The organism is Clostridium pasteurianum DSM 525 = ATCC 6013, from assembly GCF_000807255.1.
In the GTDB taxonomy this organism is placed as follows: domain Bacteria; phylum Bacillota; class Clostridia; order Clostridiales; family Clostridiaceae; genus Clostridium_I; species Clostridium_I pasteurianum.
The window spans coordinates 2,977,866-2,999,784 of sequence record NZ_CP009268.1; the positions used below are offsets into that span (position 1 = coordinate 2,977,866).

Consider the following 21,919-nt stretch of genomic DNA (forward strand, 5'->3'; position numbering starts at 1 on the left):
TAAAAATATTTATTTAATCTTACTGCTGATTACTTCTAAAGCCTTTTTAAATTGTGGATCTGAATTTCTATCATAAGGCTTATTTAACAACTCTTGTGGATATTTCACTTCCATATCTGGTTGAAATCCTTTATGATTTATATTTTCATCCAAAGGAGTATACCATTTTGATATAGTAACTTTTAATTGAGTATTATCTCCAGTATTAAAACTTGTTTGAACTACCCCTTTACCAAAAGTTTTTTCACCAATTAAAGTACCTGCCTTATAATCTTTTATTGCACCAGAGAATATTTCCGATGCACTAGCTGTATTTCCATTTGTAAGTACTACTAATGGAATACCAATAGCACTTCCACCTTTTGATTTATAAACTTGTTTTTTACCATTTTTATCTACCGTATAAACTACAGTCTTTCCTTTATCTACGAAGTTAGATGCAACATCTAAACAATCATCCAAAATTCCGCCTCCATTATCTCTTAAATCCAATATTAATCCTTTCATTCCTGAATTCTTGAGTTCTTGTAATTTTTTATTAAAATTTTCTCCGGTATTTTCATCAAACATAGATATGTCTATGTAACCAATACTGTTAGATAACATCTGTCCTGTAACCGTATTGTATTCAATTTTTTCTCTTTTAGCAACTACATCAAAATTTCCCTTACCAGCTCTCTGTATAGTTAATGTTACATTTGTACCTTCTTTTCCCTTCATAAGAGAAACTGCTTTATTAAGCTCTGTTCCTGTAATTTGCGTTCCATTTACCTTAATTATACTATCTCCTGATTTTACACCGGCTTTTTCTGCTGGTGAACCTTCAAATACAGCATTAACAGTAACTTTATCTTCTCTATTTTCAACCTGTATACCAACTCCTACATACTCCTGTCCTTGAAGTTGATTATTAAAAGACTTTGTTTCCTCTGCATCCATAAATACTGTATAAGGATCATTAAGAGAATTGGTCATACCTTTAATAGCCCCATTCACTAAAGCGTTATCATCAATTTTACCGTCATAATATTTATACAATTGTTCTCTTACTAAAAATAACTTTTTAAATTTCATTACTTCATCTAAACTGGTTCTGCTTATCTCTACATTTCCATTAGGTAAACTTAAAGTAACTCTATTCCCAATTAAAAATGTCAGCACATTTGTTACTATTAATATAGCCACAGTAAATATTATCCATTTTTTCTTGTTATTTATCAATATATTCACTCCTCTGTTTTGGTAGTACTCCTTTTATTATTTATGTAAATATGAATTAATTATAACACTATAAAAAAATAAATTGCAAAATTCTTAAAAAATTAATTAAAGCCTATAAATTTTTTGGTTAAAATCTATAAATAAAATAATCTATATATGTTTTCTATTCAAAATGTTATTTTACTATAGTATAATTCATAATTCAAAGTTAAGTAAATAAAATGACATGCAAAATAAAATTATATCTGCATGTCAAAATTATATATTCAATTTAAATTTAAGACAATATTATATTAATAAATGTAGCTTACACTATTAAGAATTTTCTTATTGCTATTATACTACCAATAGCTCCTATAAATATTCCAATAATCATAAATAGCCAAGATATATGTGTAAATATATAAATAGGACTTATAAAGCTCATCATCATAGATATTGAAGAAGTTGCCTTATTATAAGCTAATCCATATATATAATATAAGAGTAACACTGATACGATAGATCCAAACAATCCAATTATCATTCCTTCTATAATAAAAGGCCATCTTATAAACCAATCTGTAGCACCTATATATTTCATTATGTTAATTTCTTTACGCCTTGAGTATACCGCAAGTCTAATAGTATTTCCTATAAGAAATAACGAAACTCCTATTAATATAACAAATAAAGCTCCTCCAACCCACTGTATAGTTTTAGTTATTGCTGAAATCTTATTAACTATATCTCTTCCATCCTTAGCTTGTTCTATACCGTCCATATATTTACCGCCAGACTGTACTGCGCTAACAACTTGTGATACATAATCAGGCTGCTTAACCTTTACTATATATGAATTTGGAAGAGGATTATCATTTTCCATACCTGCAACTAACCCTTTATTCTTGTCGCCCAATTGCTGTTTCAAATCTTGCAATGCCTGCTTTTTGCTTTTAAAAGTAATACTTGTTACACCATCTAATTTACTTATTTTATTATATACTTGCTGCTGTTGATCTATTTTAATATCATCCTTTAAAATGATCTGAGCTTCAACTTGTGATTCCACATCTGTTATACCAACTTTTACATTTAAAAGGAGCATTGAAAAGGCTCCCAAAATAAATAATGTAGCCATTACCGTAGCTGCAGACGCTAAACTTATTGTTGCATTTCTTCTTATACTCTTCATAGCATCTATAATAAATAACTTAATAGTACTAATTCTCATCGTATCTACCTCTCTGTTCATCCCTAGCCAAGACACCATTTTCAATAGCTAGAACCCTCTTTTTCATATCATTAACTATATTCCTAGCATGTGTTGCCATTAAAACAGTTGTACCCGCTCTATTTATATCGCTTATTATATTCATTATATCATTAGCAGTATCCGGATCAAGATTTCCTGTAGGCTCGTCCGCTATTAGTATAGCTGGATTATTTACTATGGCCCTAGCAATTGAAACTCTTTGCTGCTCTCCACCAGAGAGCTGATTTGGGAAATCTTTATATTTATCAGACAACCCTACCATTGCTAATACTAGAGGTACTCTTTTCTTTATTTCTTTGTGACTTGCCTGAATAATCCTCATGGCAAAAGCTACATTTTCATAAACATTTAGCGTTGGTATAAGTCTAAAATCCTGAAATACCATTCCCACTTTTCTCCTATAAAAAGGAATCTGTTTTCTAGATAATGTAGTAATGTCAGTGTCATTTACTATTATACTTCCAGCAGTAGGTTCAATCTCTCTCATCAGAAGCTTTACAAAAGTAGATTTACCAGCTCCACTAGGACCAACTAAAAAAACAAACTCACCCTTTTTTATACTTATATTAATATTTGAAAGTGCTACAACATCATTCATATAAACCTTACTGACATTTTTAAACTCAATCATTATTTATCTCCTCAACTTATATTGTTTTATCTACGCAATACGCTTGTAATAATTATAGCATACTTAACCATTTTCTAAAGTCACATTTTTATTAAAATTGTATTAATTTTATTAATTGAATATTCCTATCCCTATAATATTTAACAATATATATTTTTTCTACAAAATAAATTTTCATTTATCCCATTATTTTCACATAATTATAATCTTAATAAAATTATTCAATAAATTCTATATGATAATTAAACACATAAGTTTAATCTTCGCTTATTATATTATTGAAACCATTTCCCAATACTTCCCTGGCATCACTTACAGATATAAAAGCCTTATCATCAACTTCTTTTATATAATTCCTTAATTTTATAAATTCATTTCTACTGAGCACTGTATATAATATAAAAGTATCATTCCCAGTGTAGCCACCTTTACCATTAAAAATAGTACACCCTCTATTAAGCTTTTCTATGATATATTTACTTATTTTTTCATTTTCTCTACTAATTATCATTATTTGTTTACATCTATTAAATCCTTCTATAACCATATCTATTATAAAACCTTGAATTATAACTGATAACAGTGAAAACATACCAAGGTCAGCACCAAGGGTAGCTCCTGCAAAAAATGTTATAACAAGATCTACAATTAGTAAAGATTTACCAATATCAATATGAAAAAACTTATTTAAAATCTTTGCAATAATATCAGTTCCTCCAGTAGAGGCATTCTGATTAAATACTATACCCATACCAATACCGCTTAAAAGAGTTCCAAATAGCGTTGCAAGCAATACATTGTTAGTAATAGTTCCGAAGGTAAAAAAATGATCCATAATCCAAACCATTCCTGAAAGACCTAAGCTTGAATATATGGTTTTGGCTCCAAATTTTCCGCCTATAGCACTGAAAGCCAGTATAAATAAAGCCGAATTCAACAAAGTCATTAAAAGTCCTACTGAAAGCATTGGGAATACTTCATTTAATATTATTGCTATTCCCATAACTCCACCTGCAGCTATTTTGCTCGGTTCTAAAAAAAGCTTTATACTTAGGGCAACTATTAAAGATCCTATTGTTATTATTACATATTCTTTTAATTTTTTCATTTTATCACCGCTTAATTTTCTTAGATATTTTATCCTATAACCAGTAGTTGGGATATTTTACTTCTATTATAAAGATAATAGAAACAATTTTCTACTTAATTTATCTAACCTTAATTGATATAACAAATTTCAACTAAATAAGATTTATTGATTATTAGTTTATACAGTTAATATAATTTCAATTCAATTATTAATTTTTTATTATAAATAAAGTATATATACCGTCATAGATTATTCTATCTTTGACAATAGAATATTACAAAATTTAAATTAAAAATATTTAAAACTAACAATAATAAAGCGTCCACTGGAAGTGAACGCCTATGATATGGTGTTTTAATGGTTACTTGAACAACAGCTGATTACTTTTTAAGTTTATACCTTTTTTAACCTGCATTGCTATATCCTGAGCAGTTAAATTATATGCTTTTAAAAGTTCATCTGGTTTTCCACTTTCTCCAAATACATCTTTAATACCAACTCTAAGCACAGGCACAGGATATTCTTCTCCAGTAACCTCACAAACTGCTGAACCTAATCCTCCAATTATGCTATGCTCTTCTGCAGTTACAATAATACCAGTTTCTTTTGCTGCTGAAATAATTAATTCTTTATCTATAGGCTTTACTGTATGTATGTTAATTACTTTAACATTTATACCTTGATCTTTTAATATATCATGAGCTTCTAAAGCTGCATCTACCATAATCCCCGTAGCAACAATAGCTGCATCTGTACCTTCTCTTAAGACAACACCTTTACCAATTTGAAATTTATAATCAGGTACATCATTTATAACATTTACTGGTGCTCTTCCAAGTCTAACATAACAAGGTCCCTGATATTCAGCTATAGCTTCAATAGCCGCTTCTGTTTCAACTGCATCACTTGGAGATATAACAGTCATATTTGGGATACTTCTCATTAAAGATAAATCTTCTACAGATTGATGTGACGCTCCATCTTCCCCCACTGTAATTCCCGCATGAGTAGCACATATCTTTACATTCAGTTTAGTATAACAAATAGAATTCCTTATTTGCTCAAAAGCTCTTCCTGCTGCAAATATAGCAAAAGTACTAGCAAAGGCAATTTTACCACAAGTAGCAAGTCCAGCTGCTACTGACATCATATTACCCTCTGCAATTCCCATATTAATAAATCTGTCAGTGCATTTCTCTTTAAACTCTGCCGTTTTAGTAGATTTGGACAAATCCGCATCCAGCACAACAATTTTTTTATTGTTTGATCCTATTCTAGCTAAAGCTTTTCCATAAGCTTCTCTTGTGGCTACTTTCTTTGACATTATTTTACCCTCCCATATTCTTCCTAACTAAAATTTAATTTTTATCCGGTTGACAATTAAAAACTTTTAAGTAACTTATATAGAAATTTAGTTCAAGCAAAAACTTCCAAAATAATACTTTATTGACAATAAATCAACTTTTACTATTCCGCTCTAATCTCAGCTAAAGCTCTATCACATTGTTCTTTATTTGGTGCAACTCCGTGCCAAGAAACTTGGTCTTCCATAAAACTTACACCTTTTCCCTTTATGGTTTTACATACTATCATTGTAGGTCTTCCTTTAGTTTTCCTAGCTTCGTCTATCGCCTGTATTAATTCATTAAAATCGTGTCCATTTACATTAATTACATGCCAATTAAAAGCTTCAAATTTATTACTTACTGGTTCTGGCGACATTACATCCTCACATTTTCCATCAATTTGAAGTCCATTGTGATCAACAAAAGCAGTTAAGTTATCCAATTTATAATGTGCCGCAGCCATGGATGCTTCCCAAACCTGTCCTTCTTCTAATTCACCATCTCCAAGTAGTGCATAAACCCTGTAATCTTTTTTGTCAATTTTACCTGCTAACGCCATTCCCACTGCTGCTGAAATTCCCTGTCCTAAAGATCCTGTGGACATATCTATACCAGGTACATAATTCATATTAGGATGCCCCTGAAGGATAGATCCAAATTTTCTAAGACTCTTTAACTCACTTTTATTAAAATATCCTCTTTCCGCTAAAGTGCTATAGAGAGCTGGTGCTGCATGACCTTTAGATAAGACAAATCTATCTCTATTCTCATCCTTTGAATTTTCAGGATCTATATTCATTTCTTTAAAATACAAAGTTGTTAATATCTCTACTGCCGATAATGAACCCCCTGTATGACCTGAAGCTGACTCAGTAAGCATAGTTATAATATCTTCTCTAATTTTTACAGCATTTTCCTTAAGAAGTTTTAAATCATTTTGCATGTTATTACCCCCTATTTATAACTACATATTTAACAATCCTAGTTATAAACTTTTTAAAAGACTACACTTATGTAATATAGTATAGCATATTTATACAATAATAATAACACATATATTAATAAAATAACATATATTTTAAATTTAATTTTTATTATGTTTTTAATTAATTAATAATATAATTATTTAATATATACTAAATGTTAAAATATCTAATAAAATGCTATTTTTATATAAAACATGTTAAAAATAGCACTAAAAATATCAGTAATTAATTACTAGAATTTATATCCTTTATTATTAAAATCAAAAATAGCATTCTAGAATAAACTAGAATGCTATCTAAAATATATAATTCTAAATGACTTAAAATATTAATCACACTTAAGAGCTATACTTACTAAGAGTGCTTTATCTACTTTTTCCATATCACTCTCGGTCATATGACCAATCTTTTCCTTAAGTCGTTTTTTGTCAAGAGTTCTTATCTGTTCTAACAAAACTACCGAATCTTTATTTAATCCATATTCCTCTGAAGAAATTTCAACATGAGTTGGAAGTTTTGCCTTATTTATCTGTGAAGTAATCGCTGCTACAATTACTGTAGGACTGTACTTATTGCCTATATCATTTTGAATAATGATAACAGGCCTTATTCCACCCTGTTCTGATCCAACTACTGGACTTAAATCAGCATAGAATATATCTCCTCGTTTCACCACCATCGTCATCAGGCAAATCACTCTCCGAAAGCTTAACTTCATATTCTTTTAATTCTTTTATATCAGAGCAAAAACCCATTTCACAAATTTCTAGGTTTAATTCTGACATCTCCATATATCCCTTTTTCATTTCTTCCATAAAATTGATTTTTTTCTTCTCTTCTATATATAATATTATTGCTTCACGAATAAATTCACTTCTTTTTTTACAATCTTCCTTTAGTGCTTTATCAAATTCACTACATAGTGTATCTGAGAGGTTTACTACTAATCTCTTTGAGCTTGACATTGGACAATTAATACCTCCTATTTACCAAAACGAAAATATGTATGTACCTATTATAATTTAAAATTTGTCAATATGTCAAAGGATTCGTTATATTTTATCTACATTTTTCTTATGAATATGTTATACATAGTTCCTTATTTTTGTAACTTTTCCATGTTTCACATAAACCCTAGGAACTCTTTTACTTACCATACAAACAACTTCATAATTTATAGTGTCTATATTTTTAGCAATATCATCGGCATCAAATTTACAATTTAAAGACTGTCCCATAAGTATAACTTCATCTCCAACTTTAGCTTCAGGAATATGAGATATATCTACCATACACTGATCCATGCAAATTCTTCCAACCACTGGGGCAAATTTATCATTTATTATAACTTTTGCTTTTCCAAACATAAGTCTTGTATAACCATCAGCATAACCTACAGGTAATGTTGCTATAATACTGTCTTTTTCACAGGTAAATTTTCTACCATAACTTATGTATTCTCCTTTTTTAAGAGTTTTTATATGTACTATATTTGTTTTTAAAGTCATTACAGGCTTTAATTCTAATCTGCTCTTATCTACTTCCCCGGAAGGATAATATCCATACAATATTATACCTGGTCGTACTCCATCAAGATGTGTATTAGGCAATTCCATAATAGCAGCACTATTAGCTATATGTCTTATTCTTACTGATACACCCTTTTCTTTAAGTTTTTTATAAAAAGAATTAAAAATTTCAAATTGCCTGTAAGTATATTCCTTATTTTCTTCATCCGCTGTAGAAAAATGAGAAAACAATCCTTCTATCTCTATATTTGGCAACCTGCTTATTTTATATACATCCTCTATACTTTTACCATCAGGCAAAAATCCAATTCTCCCCATCCCCGTATCTAATGCTATGTGTATTTTAACTTTTATATGTCTCTTTTCGGCTATTGAAGAAAGTTTCAATGCATATTCATAGGAAAATACAGTTTGTTCTATATCATATTTTAGTATTTCATCAGCAAGACTTAAAGGAGTATATCCTAAAATCATAATAGGACATTCAATTCCCGCTCTTCTAAGTTCTACAGCCTCACTTACTACTGCCACTGACAATCTAGTAACACCGTTTTCTAAAAGCACAGCTGCAACATCAACAGCTCCATGTCCATAGGCATCAGCTTTTACCACTCCAAAGATTTCATTACTTTTGGAAAGCTTTTTTATCCCTCTCATATTAAATTCTAAATTATCAACATTAATTTCTGCCCAAACAGGTCTTAAATGTTTAAACATATTATCACCTTCCCAGATATGTCTTTACTTTATATTGATAATAGATAAATAACTCCTTTAGTTAACTCTGAAAAGAGATTTATCTACACTGCAATTTGGTACAAAATTTTTATAATTTACTATAAATTTTTCATTTTCCTTTATATCATATACAACTAGTTTTTGCGGAATCTTTTTATTAACATCTACATATAAAATACCATGACTTATATTTCTATTACTATCAGGCATATCTGTATTTATAAGTTCATATTTCTTACCATTTACAGTTTTATAAGAAGTTTTTATTCTTTCATTTGTGTATAATAAATCAATAAAATTTCCCAAAAAACTGATTTTGTATACATCATCGAAATTCATATCTGTAATATACTTATTTCCATTTTGCAAATCAGTAATATAAATTTTATCATCTTTGTAAATAAGCACCCTTTGATTATTTAATTCTAATCTATATCCTAAACCTAAAAAATACATTTGTCTACCACTATAATCGAGCTTTTGTTTGTTATTTTTAACTTCAATACTCATATCTGTAGTATAGCTTTTTAAATCTTTTAAATACGCTATACTACTTTTATCATTCTTTCCCTTTCCGCATCCAGTTACTATTAGAATCAAGACAATTGATATAAATATTAATAATATTTTTTTCATAACTCCTCCAAATAAATAATTTTCTTATTAATATCTATTCAATTCTTGTCCTCAAAATTCATATTTAATTATTAGTTTTGTAATTTTTTTATGGCATAGGGAATTGCATCCAATACATCGCTGGCACTGACGTTAAACATCTCTTTTGACAACATCTCTCCACAATATCCATGCAAAAATGCACCTGTTACAGCAGCATCAATAACATCTTGTCCCTGAGCTATAAACGATGTTATTATACCAGTCAGGCAATCACCCATTCCACCTGATGCCATTGCACTATTACCTGTAGAATTTACTATAACTGAATTACCCTTGGTAATAACAGTATTGTATCCCTTTAAAAGTACAATGACATTGTACTTCTTTGCAAATTCCTTAGCAACTTTGATTCTGTTTTTCTCTATATAATCTACTGGTAATCCAGTAAGTCTTGACATTTCACCTGGGTGCGGAGTTATTAATACAGGTACTTTGGAATTTTCCAATATACTTAAATCTTTACTTAATACATTTATTCCATCGGCATCTATAACCACAGGACACTTACTATTTTTTAATACAAAATTTAAAACTTTATATGTATTTTCATTATCACCCATTCCTGGTCCTACAGCAACACAATTACTATTTGCCAAGAGTTTATTTACACCTTCTATATTTTTAGAGGAAATAGTCATTGCTTCATTGAATTTAGATCTTAAAGTTTGAAGTATGTCTTCATCACAACATAAAGTTACGAGTCCAGCTCCGCTTCTAACTGCTCCTTCTGTACTTATATAGGCTGCACCAGTATATTGCTCTGATCCTGCAAAAATCAATACTCTTCCATAATTACCTTTATGAGAATATTTATCTCTAACTGCAACTTTTTTCTTAAATATATCTTTATCTGTAACAAAGCCGCCATCATGAAATTCACTTATCACAAATTCTGGTATACCTATTTTTTCAACAATAATTTCTCCAGTATACTTTTCTGAATTGTAATTCAAAAATCCACTTTTGTACAGCTCAAAGGTTATGGTTTTATTACTATCAATACAATTTCCCATTACATCCCCAGTATCACTATTTAATCCTGAAGGTACATCTATAGATACTGTAAATTGTGAATTTTCATTTATAGTTGATATAACAGTATCATATATCCCCTCTACATTTCTGTTTATACCAGTACCTAAAAGTGCATCTATAATAACGTCTGAATAAACCAAATATACTTCTAAATGCTCTATATCTTTTAAATCTTGAATGAAAATTATATTAACTTCCATATTTTTTAAAATAGAATAATTTGCTCTGCAGCTATCAGTCATTTTTTCTACATTTCCTACAAAGAAAACTTGTACATTTTTTTTCAATGAAATTAGATGTCTTGCTACAGCAAATCCATCTCCACCATTATTTCCAGTTCCACAAATCACAGTGAAATAACTATTATCTTTTAAATCTATATTCTTTATTACTTTTAAAGCCGCATTTTCCATCAAAACCAGTTCTGAAATTCCCAATTCATTTATACAATAATTATCAATTTTTTTTATAATATTACTTGATACAAATTTCAATTAAATCACCTCTAATATAGCATACGCTATTGCATTTTCTTTACTATGAGATATGCTTAAATGTATTTTATAATCACCAAATTTATTTGCTATTTGTTTTGCCTTTCCCTTTAAAATTACTACTGGTTTTCCTTTAACATTTCTATCTATCTCTATATCACGAATACTAAACTGCATAAATCCAGTTCCCAAGGCTTTTGAGACAGCTTCTTTAGCCGCAAATCTTCCAGCTGCATATTCCGGTCTCAAATTTCTGCTTTTTAAATATTCAATTTCATTTTGAGTATACACCTTTTTCAAAAACAATGAATTTTTTTCTATAGCATCTCTTATCCTATTTATTTCCACTATATCTATGCCCACACCTAATATCATATAACAGTCTCCTTTAAAAGCATAAGTAGAAAAGGGCGAAACACTTTTTCCTATTTGATATTTGTTCTTTGAACTTTATACTTTGCCTTTTAGTTCGTCTTTTCCCACTTATGCGAATACACTTTATTATTTAATATGACTTTATTATAATATATAAGGTAAACTATTATCAATGAATGTCACTTATTTGAAGTCTATACTAACGCTTATTTAAATCAATCATATAATAACTATCTATTATAATATATTAATTTTAATATAGTTACTCTCATCATATGTATTCAACCTAAAATATATATTTATGCTTTAAAAATATTTAACTATAAGTTGAATATATGTAATATGAAATTATTATAAAAATAAAAGAGAGGTTCACCTCTCTATCCAATAGAAATTTCTTTAAGTACATTATCGAAATCAATAATATATTCATCAACATAGTCACCTAGAATTTCAATGGCATTTATTGGAGAAACTTCATTATCATATAATAACTTAGTTAATTGCTGTACTTTATGTCTATGAGGACTTATATTATATACAGAATCCCTCTCTAAATTAATAGTTTTCCCATTTAGTATGTCTTTTCTTTCAATTTCAATTCCATAAGATTGTACATCATTATTTACACCATAATTGTAAATCTCTATATTTGATTTTGTTATCCTATACTCATATTTATGTTCAATTTCATCATTTGTTATTGATTTAGTAAAAACATCAACTATATTCATTATCAAATTCCCCCCACTACTTAATAAAAATATACTAACACTATTAATCAGAGAAAAGTGTCAATTTGTGATATAATAAAATAATTATTTATCTCTTTGAAATGACACTATTATTATAAATATTTCTTTAAATCAATATATCTATACTAATTAAGTTTTTTATGTTATCATAAATAATGATTTTTTTGTCGATTATTATATATTATCATCATATATTTTTCTTAAGTAATCTAATAATATATCTTCTTCAATACCAATATAATTACATATATCTTCCAATATCAATATAGAAATAACTATTGTTGAAATATTTTTTCTTGAATAATTTTCAAGTCCATACCTAAATTTATATTCATTTAAAATACTCTTGTTACACTTTATATCCATATATATTTCATTTAATACTTTATAGATTATTTTATATGAAATAACCATAAAATCTCTTTTAGTTTTAGTTTTACTTTTTCCATTAATTACATCCCATACTATTTTATTGAGCTTTATATCTTTATAATATTTTTCCATCTGAATATTATAATAATTTGCTATATATTTTCCTACGATCTTTGAATCAATAATAGCAATCTCTCCTCTTGTATTAAACATTACAAAAAGCTCTAAATCCCTTTTACTTCTATTTATTTCATTTAATACTTTTCTCATCTTATTATTAAAATAAGTAGTATATTTTGCATCAAAAATAATATATTCCAATTCTCTTGAAGCCACCAGGGAAACAAAATCATCAAAAGTTCTAAATAATTTTCCAAGATAGTCTTTATTGTTCATAGCTATGTAAATCATCCTTTCTAAACATTAATTGTAATTCACCTTAGAATTAATAATATATTTCCCTTTTAAAAATTTTTTACTCAATAAATCAAAATAAATAAAACACTATCAAATTTTTATACTATGATAGTGTATTTCACTCCATTATTCTCTTAACATTTAATTATTTTTTAAGATTTCTTTCCATTATCATAGTTTTAAACTCAATATAACCTCTCCATCTCCATCCTAATTTAATTAATTTCTTTTCATGTTTCAAAGCTAGATATCTCATGTCTATCCCATCTTCAGATAATTTATTAAGCATCCCAATACAGGTTTGTATAGTATCAAATAATTCTTCAGCAATAACTCCTTTGTTTCTATCCTCCATTATGGCTTTATTTAATTCTTTTTGTTCAATTTCTAATTTCTCAGATAGCTGCTCCAAAGTATAATTATCATTATCTATATTTAAAGAACTATTTTTACTTAGTATAGGAAATTTCATATAACATAACCTCCTTACTTTTATTAATCTAGCCTTTTTGTTTATTTTATATCCATTTTATTCAAAAAAATAATAATGGTGCAAAAAATTTAAACTCTATTTAATATTAATATATTTATTTAATATCAATCTATCAAATATATTAGTATTTTTGTTAAAATATTTTTACTTAAAATTGTTTAAAAAAATGTGTATTGTAAATAATTCTAGAAGAGCTAACTTTTTAATTTTAAATAATTACCACCATTAATCCAATTTTATAATAGAGACAGAATTTATAATTTTTTAAATTCTGTCTCTATTATTTAAAATTATTATATTACACATATTTCCTTGAATTAAAATTTTTATTTAAGCAAAAATATAATTATAAAAATTATTTAATGATTATATAAAATTATATATTTAAATTACTTTATATAATTTTATTTATAGGCAAAAGGAGATTAAAATTATGAGTAAAAAAGAAAAAACAGCCACTAATAATCAATGGACTTCAACACCTGAAGCTTCATCAAAAAAAGAAAATTATTCTCATAAAAAAGAAAAAACAGCTACTGATAATCAATGGACTTCAACAATAAAAAATAATATTTACGAAGAATAGAATAAAAATTAATCCGTACTTGTCTTGGTTTATTGATAGTACGGATTAATTTATTATTCTACACTTTATTATTTATAGATATATTAAACTTAAAAATAGTACTTTAAAATCAACAGAAATGCCATTAATAAAGACTTTTAATTCATTAGTAAATTTGACATATTCCTCAAAGTATAATATCATACAAGTTATAAAACATTTACACGTTCTGTTTATTAGAAGTTATTACTACAACTTGACTTCTAAAAGCAATTTATCTATAATATACTTTCATATAACATAATATAAGTTTATCCTATAATGGATGAGATAATATTCTATTATATAATTAAACTATAAAAAGAATATTTTCACACCTTAGGATAATTAATCTAAGCTTAATGAAAATATAAATTCTAGTTAAGTAAGATTAATTAATAAGAGTAAACTTGTAAAAATATTTGTTTTAATTAAAAAAATCTTTTCCTGCTAAAATGTATAAATATTTACTATTTATATAAAGTAAGTAGTTGGTATCTATTAACACATATTAATTTTCACTACTGTATTCAAGCACATTTTCAATTAAAACATTCACTTTATCAATTCTAAATTATTTTTACAATTTTTAACATATCTTTAGCTATATTATGTTATAATATAAATTATTGCTTAATAAAAAGCAAAATAGGTTGATAACCAGTCTAAGGAGGAAAGCTATATTGAACAAAAAAGCGGTGTCCATTATTATGATGGTAGCACTTTTTACTATCATCATAGGCAGCAATTGTTTTGCTGCACCGACCACTGATGAATCAGCTGAACTAAAGCAAACTCAAAATACTAAAAAACAACTAGAGGGTAAAATTAAAAACTTAAATACACAAATTGATGACATAATAGAAAAAGTGGACAAAAATAAAAAGGACATGAACAAAATTGACCAAGACATTCAAAAAACTGAAGAAAAATTAAATACCTTGGAAGAACATTCAAAAGAGCAGGAGATTTTATTCAAAAAACGTTTACGAGCCATATATATAAGTGGCGGTGGCAACAACTACCTAGATGTAATTTTAGGGTCCCGTAGTGTAAGTGATCTTATATCATCAATGGATTCAATTTCTATAGTCATGAAATATGATAATAAGCTTGTTGCTCAATTACAAGAACAAAAGAATGTTATAAATGACAAGAAGAAAGATTTAGATGATAAAAATAATCAATTAACTGCTTTAAAAGCCAATAATGAATCTATTTTATCAAATCTAAACAATGACATAAAACAGCAGAATAAATTACTTGCTGATGCAAAAGAAAAAGAGAATAGATTAATAGCGGAGCAGAGGGCAAGGGAAGAGGCTGAAGCACAGGCAGCTGCAAGAGCTGCAGCCGCTGCTGAGCAAGCTAAATTAGCTGCTGCACAAGCACAGGCTAAAAAGTCTGTACAGGTTGCACAATCTGAAAATACATCAAAAAAAGTAGCTAGTAATCCTGTAAGCGGTAGTACAAGTTCCCCTGTACCTATAAATCGTGGTGCCATACCTAGTGGTAATTCTTCTAATGTATTATATATGGAAGCAACCGCTTATAGTGATAATGGCTTTACGGCATCCGGTAATAAAACTCATAGAGACCCTAATGGCTATAGTACTATAGCTGTTGATCCTAGAGTTATTCCACTGGGGTCTAAAGTATACGTAGAAGGTTATGGCTATGCCATCGCCAGTGATACTGGTGGTGCTATTAAAGGAAATATAATAGATCTATATGTACACTCTGATAGTGAAGCTCTAAGTTGGGGCAGAAGGAATGTAAAAGTTCATATAATAGGAAATTAGTAATTTCTATTTACTTCGATTGAAGAAATTTTATATTAAAGGAGTTATCTCACAATGTTAGTGAAATAGCTCCTTTAGTTAATTTATCTATCTATTAGTATAAATACTATTGAAAAATTTCATGTTTCCTACAGTAATCTGTTAACTTAATTATAATAATAATTTTTATTCTGGATTTTTTAAAGACTCTATCATGTCTATTTTAGCAAATCTATTATACATTATTAAATTAACTATGAAAGAAAATACTATTGTGATCATAAAAGAATAAATGCAATAAATAAAATTTATACTCTTTATAAACATCATTGCATTTATTTCTGCACTACTTATTATAAGCTTACTAATAAATATGCCATACAGTATTCCCGCAGAAGCACCTATAATTGTTAGTATTATGTTTTCTCTATATATGTACAGAGCTAATTCATTATCATAAAACCCTAAAAGCTTTATAGTAGCTAATTCTCTTTTTCTCTCATTTATATTTATATTAGTAAGATTATATATTACCACAAAAGCTAGTATTCCTGCTGATATTATTAATACTAAAACTACTGAATTTATACTGTCAATACTTTTATTGAGACTCACCTTAATATTATTTTTAAAACTTACAGAATTAACTTCATCTATAGTTTTTAACATTCTTAAGGTGTTCTCCTGGCTGCTGTTTGAAGAATTATATAAAGTTCCATACATACTATTGAATTCTATATTTTCACCAGTAATTTTTTTATAATAGCTGGGGCTTATATAAATATAATGCTGAATGTATTGTTCCGTTATAGATGATATCTTACCCTCTACTACTTTACCTTCTATATTTATCTTAAAATTATCTCCAACCTTTTTATTTATGAGTTTTGATAATTTCTCTGTAATTACTACTCCTTCATCACCAAGTGTTAAAGTACTATCATCCATGCTGAGGTTTATATATCTATTGAGCTCATCTTTACTCTCCGGTACTATTATATATACATCTTCACTTCCTGCTCCTGCTTCCTTAACAGAAGCATTTTTTGAATATATAAATAGAGCGGATTTTATATTAGTTTTTTTTATAATACTATTATATATATTCTTCTTTTTTTCACTGTCTACATAGTCATTAAGATTAATCTGCATATCATATTTGTAAATTTCATTAAATTGTTTATACATTGCCCCAATTATACCCTCTTTAAGAGCAAAACCAGTTATAATTAATCCTGTACAGGCAGCAATGCCTATTACTGTCATAAAAAATCTCTGTTTATATCTAAATATATTCCTCGCAGTAACTTTTTTTGTAAAACTAAGTCTTTTCCATAAAAAACTCATTTTTTCTGCTAATATAGTTTTTCCAGCTTTAGGCGGTTTAGGCCTCATTAGTAAAGCAGGTACCTCTCTTAATTCACTTAAGGCAGCCCCTATAGATGCCAAGGTTGTAAAAATTATAGCTATTAAAGATGCTTTCAATGCCAAATTAGCATTAAAAGGTGTTAAATAATGGGGAATAGTATATAGTGAACCATATGCATTCATTATAAGTGGTGGAAATAATCTGAATCCAAAGGATATTCCTATAATACTTCCTATGATACTTGCCAAAGATGAATATATTAAATAGTGAGATACAATGGCTAGTCTTGAATAGCCAAGGGCTTTAAATGTTCCTATTTCAATTCTTTTTTCTTGTACCATTCTAGTCATGGTAGTTAAACTTACCAGTGCAGCTACTAGAAAAAATATTAAAGGAAATGCCTTTCCTATATTATCAATTCTATCACTGTCCTGTCTAAAACTCTCATAACCTATATTAAAAGCTCTTCCTAATACATACCATTGTGGATTTTTTATATGCTTAAGTTTCTCTCTATTATTTTGAATTTCTATTTCTGCTAATTTAAGCTGTGAATTTGCCTTTAATTCCTCAGCATTTAATTTCTCAATATTTTCATTAATAGCTTTTTCGCTATCTTTTATGTTTATCTTTTCTTTACTAAGCCTTGCAATTCCATCTTTTTTCTTTTTATCAAGTTTTACTTCTAAAGCTGATAATCTTTTTTTATTTACTTCCACATCAGATTTTCCCTTTTTAAGTTTTATTTCTCCCTCTTTTAATAACTGTTCTCTAGTAAATATTTGCTGTTTTCCTTTGCTTATATCCAAAGCAGCTTTATCAAAATTAGCTTTTAAGACTTTTATATCAAAATATCCATTAAATATATCTATAAAGCCACTATCATTTAAATTAGTATATATACTGTCAAAATCTTTTCCCTTTATGTTTTTATATATGTTATATATAGAATTGTATTCTCTTATATATAATGGATTAAAGGGCATAGAATCCTTATTATTTTTTGCTTTTTCCAATTTTGCCTTCATTTGTTTTAATATTCTATTTTCCGCTTGCAGTTTACTTTCCATCAACTTATTTTCAGAATGGCTAATTTTATCTTTTGCTTTTTTAATTTCTATATTGCCATTTTCTATCTCTCTATCTTTTAAATCTATATTTTCTTTTGCGATTTTAATGTTAACTTTACCTTGGGATATCTGTTTTTCAGCATCAGATATTTTTTTATTAAAATCACTTTCATTTTTCTCAAATTCCACCTTGCCCTGATTTAATTTATCTCTAGCTTCTTCAATTTTACTACGTCCTTGTAAGACTTTATTTTCTACTTCTTTTCTAGAAATAACTAATTTGTTTTCTGCTTCATCTATTTTATCTTCAGCATTTTTTAAAACCTGTATATATCTTATTTTATTTCTTTCAATTCCTGCATACTTAAGCTGTTTTTCCATTTCAGTCATAATATTTTTATATTCTTCGTTTTTTAAAAGACTGTATCTAGATTCTTTATTATTACATCTAACATACATTTCTGTATAAACATCATTTTTAAATACTTCTGGAAGTATGTATATAAATCCCTTTACATCACCATCTCCCACTGAACTTATCTGCCTCTGAGCCGATATATATAACGGTGATTGTGCTGTTCCAACAATTTTAAAGCTATCATTTTTTAAATTATCTTTTATATTACTTTTATTACCAGACTTAATAACTATGATATCCCCTATATTTAACTTATACTCTTTAAGAAATCTCTCTTCAACTATTACTTCTTTATCACTTTTAATAGTTCTGCCCTCGGTAATATTTATTCTGTTCATAGAATTTTTATCAGGTAATGAATTAATATTAACTACAATGGAGTGATTATTTTTTTCTATCACCCCATCTATTGAATAAGAACCTTCTGCTTTCGATATACCTTTTAGTTTTTCAATAGCCTCTATATCATCCTCAGTTATACCAAGAGTAGAAATCAATTTAAAATCCATAAAATTATTATTGTTAAAATAGTAATCTGCAGATATTTTCATATCCGGGCTTGTAGCTCTCACTCCTGCATAAAAGGCTACGCCTATAGCAATAATTATAACTATAGACAAAAATCTGGAAATACTCTTTTTTATATCTCTAAACAAATTTTTAAAAAAAGTCTTCTTCATAGCTACCACTCTATACTTTCTATAGATACAGGTTTTAAGTTTTTCTTTAAGCTTGTTATCTTCCCATTTTTTACATTTATTATTTTATTGGCCATTGGTGCAATAGCTGAATTATGAGTTATAACTATAACTGTCATATTATAGTTTTGTGAAGTATCCAATAGCAATTTTAATACAGATTTTCCCGTACTATAGTCCAATGCTCCTGTGGGTTCATCACAGAGAAGAAGTTTGGGTTTTTTAGCAAGTGCTCTTGCAATAGATACTCTCTGCTGTTCTCCTCCAGATAGTTGAGACGGGAAATTACTCATTCTGGCTTCAAGTCCAACATTTTTAAGTACTTCTTTAGGATTCACAGCATCTTTGCATATCTCCACTGCCAACTCTACATTTTCTAATGCATTTAAATTTTCAACTAAATTATAAAATTGAAATACAAAACCTATATCTTCTCTTCTATATTTTGTTAACATTTTTTTATTATATTTGCTTATTTCCTTTCCATCTACATAAATACTTCCTTCAGTCACATGATCCATCCCACCTAAAAGATTTAATATAGTAGATTTACCTGCACCACTGGCCCCTAATATTATTACAAATTCTCCTTTGTCTATAGAAAATGAAATATCATCTACTGCTTTTACAATAATTTCACCCATATTATAAATTTTCTTAACATTTTTTAATTCTATAAAGTTTTCCATATACTACACCTTTTATCTTAATATTTATAGTTATACAATTATCTTTATCTATATCTAAAATCTTATCCATTAATTATTGTAAATTTACATTTATTTTTTAATACAACACAAAAAAGGACTTGCATCATTAAATAATAAACAAGTCCCACTTTATCAAATATGCTTTGATTAATTTGTAAAAAATACTTTAAATAAAAAAATACTCTATAATAGTTATATCAATTTTTAGATATTACCTTTGTACCTTCCTCATCAGTAATTAAAACCTTAGTAACTACCTTGGTAAATAAAGAAGTGTCAATAACTCCAGAAATATTTTTTAAATTATTTTCAAGTTCTTGAATATTTGTGACATTATTAAAATCTGTATCAATTAGCAAATTTCCATTTTCAGTTATTGTTCCGCCATCTTTGGCTGCACTAGTTCTAAGAATTGGTACTCCACCTATTTTCTTAAGCTTTTTTTCAACATATTTTAAAGCATCTGGCAATACTTCTAAAACTACGGGATGTTTAAAGGTTAATGTCTTTGAAAATTTAGCTTTGTCCACTAGTAATACGTAATCTTCTGCCATACTAGCAATCAATTTCTCTTTGGTATGTATTCCTCCTCCACTTTTTAAAGCATTTAACTCTTCATCCACTTCATCACAACCATCAAATGCTATAGATACCTCATCTACGACACAAGTATGAAGTACTTCTAATCCCTTATCTATGCACAACATTTTAGTTTTAAAAGAGGGAGTAACCACCTTCACATTTAGATTTCTATTTTCTCTTATGTAGTCGATTAAATAAGATATAGTACTTCCTCCACCAAGACCTATTATACTGTTATTTTTTATATACTTTAGAGCTTCTTTTGCGCATTCTCTTTTTAAATCATCACTATTCAAAATCTATTTCCTCCTTAAAATTAAAATAATCCACTAAATTATTATTTTATGTAATTATTTATAGACACAGTCGCTCTTTACTCTCAGGCCAAGAATATAAAAATAGTAAAGAGGATAGTAATCGTATAAAACTTTAATAGTAAACTGTAAAATTAAATTTTTTATAATTACAATTCTATAATAATATAAGGAATTTTTTTCGTCAATATATTTTTCATGAAATTTAATTTCCCTTTTTATTAAATTATACTATGCAATTTATTTTTTCTTACCTATAACATGTCTTTGCGGTCTTATAGTAACATCAGTGAGAACTGTTCCCGGTCTCTGACTAAGTATCATTTCTACTACATTTGATACACACTCTCCAGTAATATAAGATTCTGGAAGATCTCCTTCTTTAAATTTAGCATTATTATAAAAATCCGTTTTAGTCATATCAGGATGTATTGTAACCACCTTTACTCCAGCCTTTCTGGTTTCATCAAATAAACTCTCACTAAAATGACTGAGACCGGCCTTAGTAGCAGAATAGGCACAGCCTATAGGACTAGATTTTTTAGCAGTTATCGAAGATATGTTTATTATATAACCGGAATTCCTTTTTAAATCTCTTAAGAGAATATGAGTGAATATTATAGGCGCTTCTAAATTTGTTGCTATCATTGCATGAATTTTTTTAGTGCTTATTTCCTCATGAGGCCCAAAATACCCTATCCCCGCATTGTTAACTAGTATAAATATTTCCTTTTCACCGCTCCTTATATCTTTAATTTTTTTCTCTAATAAATTAATATCAGTTATATCACAAACTATTTCAATAAAATTTTCATGTTGAAAATCAGTTTTCGAAAAATTTCTTGCTATCCCATAAACTTTATATCTCATATCAAGTAGAACTTTTGCTATCTCAAGTCCTATTCCTGAAGATGCACCTGTTACTATTGCAGACTTCATCTATATCATCTCCATATAA

21 protein-coding genes are annotated in these 21,919 nt (G+C 27.9%); 2 read left to right on the forward strand and 19 right to left on the reverse strand.

Translation table 11 applies throughout. The features are described from left to right. Positions 1 to 9: 9 nt before the first annotated feature. The 15 genes from CLPA_RS13520 to CLPA_RS13590 form a co-directional block, all read right to left on the reverse strand. Positions 10 to 1,218 (reverse strand): S41 family peptidase, encoded by a 1,209-nt coding sequence (locus CLPA_RS13520; protein WP_174548965.1) that lies wholly within the window; start codon positions 1,216 to 1,218, stop codon positions 10 to 12. Positions 1,219 to 1,528: 310 nt separating this feature from the next. Next, the gene (ftsX, locus tag CLPA_RS13525) at positions 1,529 to 2,434 is read right to left on the reverse strand and encodes a permease-like cell division protein FtsX (protein ID WP_003442913.1); all 906 of its coding nucleotides are present in this window, start codon (positions 2,432 to 2,434) and stop codon (positions 1,529 to 1,531) included. Further along, on the reverse strand, positions 2,424 to 3,107 hold the full coding sequence (ftsE, locus tag CLPA_RS13530; RefSeq protein ID WP_003442914.1) for a cell division ATP-binding protein FtsE: 684 nt from the start codon (positions 3,105 to 3,107) through the stop codon (positions 2,424 to 2,426). Before ftsE ends, ftsX begins: the two co-directional genes overlap by 11 nt. A gap of 256 nt (positions 3,108 to 3,363) precedes the next feature. After that, complete coding sequence (locus CLPA_RS13535) at positions 3,364 to 4,215, reverse strand: YitT family protein (RefSeq protein ID WP_003442915.1); 852 nt, start codon at positions 4,213 to 4,215, stop codon at positions 3,364 to 3,366. Between the two features lie 343 nt (positions 4,216 to 4,558). Further along, the gene (locus tag CLPA_RS13540; RefSeq protein WP_003442916.1) at positions 4,559 to 5,521 is read right to left on the reverse strand and encodes a transketolase family protein; all 963 of its coding nucleotides are present in this window, start codon (positions 5,519 to 5,521) and stop codon (positions 4,559 to 4,561) included. A 143-nt stretch (positions 5,522 to 5,664) separates the two neighbouring features. Further along, positions 5,665 to 6,486, reverse strand: coding sequence for a transketolase (locus CLPA_RS13545; protein ID WP_003442917.1), 822 nt, complete (start codon positions 6,484 to 6,486; stop codon positions 5,665 to 5,667). Positions 6,487 to 6,857: 371 nt separating this feature from the next. Next, on the reverse strand, positions 6,858 to 7,214 hold the full coding sequence (locus tag CLPA_RS13550) for a type II toxin-antitoxin system PemK/MazF family toxin (RefSeq protein ID WP_034829934.1): 357 nt from the start codon (positions 7,212 to 7,214) through the stop codon (positions 6,858 to 6,860). Then, on the reverse strand, positions 7,174 to 7,494 hold the full coding sequence (locus CLPA_RS13555; RefSeq protein WP_003442919.1) for a CopG family ribbon-helix-helix protein: 321 nt from the start codon (positions 7,492 to 7,494) through the stop codon (positions 7,174 to 7,176). The genes CLPA_RS13550 and CLPA_RS13555 overlap by 41 nt, the downstream gene beginning before the upstream one ends. 120 nt (positions 7,495 to 7,614) lie before the next feature. Beyond that, positions 7,615 to 8,775 (reverse strand): alanine racemase, encoded by a 1,161-nt coding sequence (gene alr, locus CLPA_RS13560; protein WP_003442920.1) that lies wholly within the window; start codon positions 8,773 to 8,775, stop codon positions 7,615 to 7,617. A gap of 57 nt (positions 8,776 to 8,832) precedes the next feature. Beyond that, positions 8,833 to 9,432, reverse strand: a complete 600-nt coding sequence (locus tag CLPA_RS13565; RefSeq protein WP_003442922.1) for a germination lipoprotein GerS-related protein — start codon at positions 9,430 to 9,432, stop codon at positions 8,833 to 8,835. Positions 9,433 to 9,503: 71 nt separating this feature from the next. Continuing rightward, complete coding sequence (locus tag CLPA_RS13570; RefSeq protein ID WP_003442924.1) at positions 9,504 to 11,003, reverse strand: NAD(P)H-hydrate dehydratase; 1,500 nt, start codon at positions 11,001 to 11,003, stop codon at positions 9,504 to 9,506. Then, on the reverse strand, positions 11,004 to 11,378 hold the full coding sequence (gene acpS, locus CLPA_RS13575; RefSeq protein ID WP_003442926.1) for a holo-ACP synthase: 375 nt from the start codon (positions 11,376 to 11,378) through the stop codon (positions 11,004 to 11,006). Positions 11,379 to 11,758: 380 nt separating this feature from the next. After that, complete coding sequence (locus tag CLPA_RS13580) at positions 11,759 to 12,112, reverse strand: DUF6514 family protein (RefSeq protein WP_003442928.1); 354 nt, start codon at positions 12,110 to 12,112, stop codon at positions 11,759 to 11,761. Positions 12,113 to 12,307: 195 nt separating this feature from the next. Next, positions 12,308 to 12,901 (reverse strand): hypothetical protein, encoded by a 594-nt coding sequence (locus CLPA_RS13585; protein WP_003442931.1) that lies wholly within the window; start codon positions 12,899 to 12,901, stop codon positions 12,308 to 12,310. A gap of 166 nt (positions 12,902 to 13,067) precedes the next feature. Further along, positions 13,068 to 13,394 (reverse strand): nucleoside triphosphate pyrophosphohydrolase family protein, encoded by a 327-nt coding sequence (locus tag CLPA_RS13590; RefSeq protein WP_003442933.1) that lies wholly within the window; start codon positions 13,392 to 13,394, stop codon positions 13,068 to 13,070. 454 nt (positions 13,395 to 13,848) lie between these two features. Here CLPA_RS13590 and CLPA_RS21375 point away from each other — a divergent pair, with 454 nt between their 5' ends. Next, a complete protein-coding gene (locus tag CLPA_RS21375) occupies positions 13,849 to 14,001 on the forward strand; it encodes a hypothetical protein (protein ID WP_003442935.1) in 153 nt (50 codons plus the stop codon). Positions 14,002 to 14,702: 701 nt separating this feature from the next. Then, a complete protein-coding gene (locus tag CLPA_RS13595) occupies positions 14,703 to 15,821 on the forward strand; it encodes a 3D domain-containing protein (protein ID WP_003442939.1) in 1,119 nt (372 codons plus the stop codon). Positions 15,822 to 15,986: 165 nt separating this feature from the next. Here the strand turns inward: CLPA_RS13595 and CLPA_RS13600 are convergent, their stop codons facing one another. The 4 genes from CLPA_RS13600 to CLPA_RS13615 all read right to left on the reverse strand — a co-directional run bounded on the left by CLPA_RS13600 (position 15,987) and on the right by CLPA_RS13615 (position 21,900). Next, positions 15,987 to 19,337 (reverse strand): FtsX-like permease family protein, encoded by a 3,351-nt coding sequence (locus CLPA_RS13600; RefSeq protein WP_003442940.1) that lies wholly within the window; start codon positions 19,335 to 19,337, stop codon positions 15,987 to 15,989. A gap of 2 nt (positions 19,338 to 19,339) precedes the next feature. Continuing rightward, on the reverse strand, positions 19,340 to 20,044 hold the full coding sequence (locus CLPA_RS13605; RefSeq protein ID WP_003442942.1) for an ABC transporter ATP-binding protein: 705 nt from the start codon (positions 20,042 to 20,044) through the stop codon (positions 19,340 to 19,342). Between the two features lie 218 nt (positions 20,045 to 20,262). Further along, positions 20,263 to 20,943, reverse strand: a complete 681-nt coding sequence (gene rpiA, locus CLPA_RS13610) for a ribose 5-phosphate isomerase A (RefSeq protein WP_003442943.1) — start codon at positions 20,941 to 20,943, stop codon at positions 20,263 to 20,265. 258 nt (positions 20,944 to 21,201) lie between these two features. Further along, complete coding sequence (locus tag CLPA_RS13615) at positions 21,202 to 21,900, reverse strand: SDR family NAD(P)-dependent oxidoreductase (protein ID WP_003442945.1); 699 nt, start codon at positions 21,898 to 21,900, stop codon at positions 21,202 to 21,204. Between the last annotated feature and the right edge of the window lie 19 nt (positions 21,901 to 21,919).

Coding starts and splice junctions, on each gene's coding strand:
- ftsX (WP_003442913.1), bottom strand. CDS start 2,434: ATGAGAATTAGTACTATTAAGTTATTTATTATAGATGCTATGAAGAGT.
- ftsE (WP_003442914.1), bottom strand. CDS start 3,107: ATGATTGAGTTTAAAAATGTCAGTAAGGTTTATATGAATGATGTTGTA.
- CLPA_RS13535 (WP_003442915.1), bottom strand. CDS start 4,215: ATGAAAAAATTAAAAGAATATGTAATAATAACAATAGGATCTTTAATA.
- CLPA_RS13540 (WP_003442916.1), bottom strand. CDS start 5,521: ATGTCAAAGAAAGTAGCCACAAGAGAAGCTTATGGAAAAGCTTTAGCT.
- CLPA_RS13545 (WP_003442917.1), bottom strand. CDS start 6,486: ATGCAAAATGATTTAAAACTTCTTAAGGAAAATGCTGTAAAAATTAGA.
- CLPA_RS13550 (WP_034829934.1), bottom strand. CDS start 7,214: ATGACGATGGTGGTGAAACGAGGAGATATATTCTATGCTGATTTAAGT.
- CLPA_RS13555 (WP_003442919.1), bottom strand. CDS start 7,494: ATGTCAAGCTCAAAGAGATTAGTAGTAAACCTCTCAGATACACTATGT.
- alr (WP_003442920.1), bottom strand. CDS start 8,775: ATGTTTAAACATTTAAGACCTGTTTGGGCAGAAATTAATGTTGATAAT.
- CLPA_RS13565 (WP_003442922.1), bottom strand. CDS start 9,432: ATGAAAAAAATATTATTAATATTTATATCAATTGTCTTGATTCTAATA.
- acpS (WP_003442926.1), bottom strand. CDS start 11,378: ATGATATTAGGTGTGGGCATAGATATAGTGGAAATAAATAGGATAAGA.
- CLPA_RS13580 (WP_003442928.1), bottom strand. CDS start 12,112: ATGAATATAGTTGATGTTTTTACTAAATCAATAACAAATGATGAAATT.
- CLPA_RS13585 (WP_003442931.1), bottom strand. CDS start 12,901: ATGAACAATAAAGACTATCTTGGAAAATTATTTAGAACTTTTGATGAT.
- CLPA_RS13590 (WP_003442933.1), bottom strand. CDS start 13,394: ATGAAATTTCCTATACTAAGTAAAAATAGTTCTTTAAATATAGATAAT.
- CLPA_RS21375 (WP_003442935.1), top strand. CDS start 13,849: ATGAGTAAAAAAGAAAAAACAGCCACTAATAATCAATGGACTTCAACA.
- CLPA_RS13600 (WP_003442940.1), bottom strand. CDS start 19,337: ATGAAGAAGACTTTTTTTAAAAATTTGTTTAGAGATATAAAAAAGAGT.
- CLPA_RS13605 (WP_003442942.1), bottom strand. CDS start 20,044: ATGGAAAACTTTATAGAATTAAAAAATGTTAAGAAAATTTATAATATG.
- CLPA_RS13615 (WP_003442945.1), bottom strand. CDS start 21,900: ATGAAGTCTGCAATAGTAACAGGTGCATCTTCAGGAATAGGACTTGAG.